1 protein-coding gene is annotated in these 300 nt (G+C 48.7%); it reads left to right on the top strand.

The genetic code is table 11. The features are described from left to right. A partial coding sequence (locus tag A3756_RS04780) for a GTP-binding protein (RefSeq protein ID WP_304438858.1) occupies positions 1-300 on the top strand: 300 nt, incomplete at both ends.

Here is a 300-nt window from a genome sequence, read left to right as displayed (position 1 = left end):
CAGTACCCACCAATATCATCACTGGCTTCCTCGGTGTCGGAAAAACTTCTGCGATTCTGAACTTACTCAAACAAAAACCCGATAACGAACGATGGGCGGTACTCGTCAATGAATTTGGCGAAATTGGTGTAGACGGCAGTTTGTTTCAAGGCCAGAGCTCTCAAGAACAAGGCGTATTTATTAAAGAGGTGCCAGGCGGCTGTATGTGCTGTGCATCGGGCTTACCGATGCAAATTGCTTTAAACCAGTTACTTTCACGTGCCAAGCCCGACCGCTTGCTGATCGAGCCAACTGGGCTAG

The organism is Oleiphilus sp. HI0086, from assembly GCF_001635225.1.
This window is presented reverse-complemented; position numbering and strand designations above follow the sequence as displayed.